3 protein-coding genes are annotated in these 3,293 nt (G+C 52.3%); 1 reads left to right on the top strand and 2 read right to left on the bottom strand.

Annotation, left to right across the window (positions count from 1 at the left end):
- On the bottom strand, positions 1-371 hold a 371-nt coding region (locus KDK14_RS17305), incomplete at its 3' end, for an electron transport complex protein RnfA (RefSeq protein ID WP_306671591.1).
- A gap of 398 nt (positions 372-769) precedes the next feature.
- On the opposite strand from KDK14_RS17305, the gene KDK14_RS17300 reads away from it, so the two are divergent.
- Positions 770-1,492 carry an SDR family oxidoreductase gene (locus KDK14_RS17300; protein WP_257266435.1) on the top strand — a complete coding sequence of 241 codons (723 nt, stop codon included), beginning with the start codon at positions 770-772 and terminating at the stop codon, positions 1,490-1,492.
- An 88-nt stretch (positions 1,493-1,580) separates the two neighbouring features.
- Here the strand turns inward: KDK14_RS17300 and KDK14_RS17295 are convergent, their stop codons facing one another.
- On the bottom strand, positions 1,581-2,939 hold the full coding sequence (locus tag KDK14_RS17295) for a sodium-dependent transporter (protein WP_257266434.1): 1,359 nt from the start codon (positions 2,937-2,939) through the stop codon (positions 1,581-1,583).
- Positions 2,940-3,293 lie beyond the last annotated feature (354 nt).

The raw sequence follows: 3,293 nt of genomic DNA, 5'->3' as shown, positions 1-3,293 counted from the left end.
GTGTTCAGCAGGGCAACCCCCAGTACTGCACAGTTGGTGGTGATCAAGGGCAGGAATACACCCAGCACCTTATGCAGCAGCGGGCTGGTTTTGCGCACCACCATTTCGGTGAATTGCACCACCACGGCAATCACCAGAATGAACGAGATGGTTTTCAGAAACTCCAGGTTCAGTGGCAATAGAATGTACTTGTACGTTAAATAGCTGCAGATAGAGGCCAGTGTCAGCACAAAAGTGGTGGCCATCGACATCCCCATGGCCGACTCCAGCTTGTTGGACACGCCCATAAAAGGACACAGCCCAAGGAATTGGACCAGTACAAAGTTGTTGACCAGTATGGCGCTGACCAGAATCAGTATCAGTTCGCTCATTGGTGTTCCTGCGGCAGTTAAAGAGCCGGACGATCAAAAAATGGTGTTGGATACCTGATGGAATGCGTCGACTATAAATTCCTGGAAAAAGCATATAAATAACGTTTTAAAGATACAAATCGAATAACTGTAAACCGGTTTGGGTGCTTTTTTCGGAAGACTCATCAAGTAACAGCCCTGGCTCAGGAGGCGGGGATTATAACGCCACAACAGGCAGGATGCATGTAGTGATGTTTCTATAAAGACTGAAGGATACCGAATAGCCAACAACACATACTATTTATTGATAAACAAGCCTTTTCAGATCAGCTATCTTAATTATCTGTTCTTAAAAGTCAGGGTTCGCCATAGCCTGGTGGACTGAGATCCCCACATATCACTCCTGCAGGAGTCCCGCCATGAACAAGCCATTGGTTGTGATCACCGGAGCCAGCTCCGGTATCGGTGAAGCCGTTGCCAGGGCCATGAGTCAACTTGGCCATCCACTGTTATTACTGGCCAGAAGGGTCGAGCGTCTGGAGGCCCTGGACCTTCCTGATGCACTTTGCCGACGGGTGGATGTGACGGATCGTCATGCCCTTAAGCTGGCCATCGAAGAAGCCGAGTCCCGCTATGGAGAGACGGACTGCCTGATCAACAATGCCGGGCTAATGCAGCTGGGGCTTGCCGACCAACAGGACCCCGCCGAGTGGGATACCATGGTTGATGTGAATGTCAAAGGGGTGCTGAATGGCATTTATGCCGTTGTCCGCCAGATGAAAGCTCGAAAAGGGGGCACGATTATCAATATCAGCTCAGTGGCCGGTATCAAGGGCTTTCCAAATCACATGGCCTATTGTGGCACCAAGTTTGCCGTGCATGGCTTGTCTGAAACGCTGAGGGAAGAATTGGCTGACGACAGTGTTCGTGTGGTAACCATTGCACCGGGAGCGGTAGAAACTGAGCTGCTCAGTCATACAACATCCAGTGACATTAAAGATGGCTATGAACAGTGGAAGCACAGCATGGGAGGCGTTATTACGGCAGACGATATCGCCCGCTGTATTACTTTTGTGTACCAGCAGCCGCAGAATCTCTGTGTCCGTGAACTGGTAGTGACGGCGACCCGGCAATCGGCATAGAGGATTTTCAGACAGAAAGACATGCGTTGTCTGGCTCGCACGGAGAAGCAAAAAAATCTTGTCCTCCGTGACCAGCAGGGACAACGCCTCAGAACAAGGCGGTAATCAACACCGTCAATACACACAGTGGCACGATCACACGGATCATGGCACGCCACAGGTTAAACACACCCACGCTCAGACCCAGCTCTTTCATCATGGTTGCACGCTTTAACACCCAGCCCGCGAAAATGGCAATCAGCAGACCACCCACAGGCAGCAGGATATTACTGGTGAAGTAATCCAGCAGATCAAAGAAGTTCTTCCCGAACAGCGTGAAGGTCAGGTCACCACTCATGGAAAACACAGTGCCAAGACCAACAAACCAGATAGCAGCGCAGAGAATTATCGCCGCGACGTTACGGCTCAATGGTGTGCGCTCGATCAGCCAGGCCAGTGACGGTTCCACCAGGGAGATGGCAGAACTGAGTGCCGCAATGCCCACCAGCACAAAGAACAGGAAGCCAAACAGCTCCCCCATAGGCATATGGACGAAAGCGGCAGTCAGGGAAACAAACAGCAGGCCGGGGCCGGCAGAGGGCTCCAGTCCATAGGCAAATACGATCGGGAAGACAATCAGACCGGAGATAATTGCCATCAGAGTATCCAGAGTGGCAACGTTAATGGCGATTCTTGGAATGGAATTGTTGGCGGGCATATAAGCGCCGTAGGCCATCAGGCAGCACATACCCAGGCTCAGGGTAAAGAACGCCTGACCCAATGCAGCAACAAAAGCTTCACCGGTAACCCTGGAGAAATCCACGGAGAACATAAAAGCAAACCCACGCATAAACTGTCCGGTTTCCAGCATGCTGTAGCCCAGCATGATCAGCAACAAGACAAACAGGGCGGGCATCATCACCTGCAGGCCTTGCTCAAGGCCTTTATGGATACCACGGGCCGCAATCATCAGGGTGAGTAACATAAAGGCGGTGTGCCAGAAGATCTGACGGGGTGCCGATGACACGAGCCCGGCAAAAGCATCACCCACCTGAGCGGTGTTCATGTCACTGAAGGCCCCGGTCACCAGGTCCCAGGCATAGGCAAGTGACCAGCCGGCGATCACACTGTAGAAAGAGAGAATCAGAAAGCCCGCCAGCATGCCCATCCCGCCGGTAATGCCCCACAGTTTGCTGGCTCCAAGCTCACCGGTCAGCTTGCGAATGGCATTCAGGGGACTCAGGCGGGTATGACGGCCAATGGCCGTTTCAGCCATCAGCAGGGGTATGCCCATAACGGCGATGCACAGCAGGTAAAGCATAACGAAGGCACCGCCGCCATATTGCCCGGCGATGTATGGGAATTTCCAGATATTGCCAAGGCCAATAGCCGAGCCTGCGGCAGCCAGCAGGAAGGTCCAGCGGTTAGCCCAGGTTTTTTTCGATGCCGTTGGATTTTGTCCAGACATGAGTTCCCCGATGAGTCGAATTATTTTATTTCAGACGGCTTCTTGAACAATTGTCACGCGAGATTTTCACGGGAACAACACAATCCCGGCAAACCTCCAAACCGAATTATCAGCGATAATGACTACCTCAGGTGAAACAGCATGCTGATGGATAAGCGGAGAAGATCAGTCGGGTTCGGGCGCCATTGTAACGGTTAGGCGCCACATCTCAACCGTTTTTGCTGTCTATCCGAACAAAAGGCCGTTTATGAAATATCCGGGCCAAACCTTCGTTGATCCGGCGCCAGGAGGCTGTCAGGGAATAGCGCCCGACTGGGCGTCCCCGTAGCGAGGACGGCAGAAAATTGAGGATAA

The organism is Endozoicomonas sp. ONNA2, assembly GCF_024606365.1.
Classification (GTDB): Bacteria; Pseudomonadota; Gammaproteobacteria; order Pseudomonadales; family Endozoicomonadaceae; genus Endozoicomonas.
This window is presented reverse-complemented; position numbering and strand designations above follow the sequence as displayed.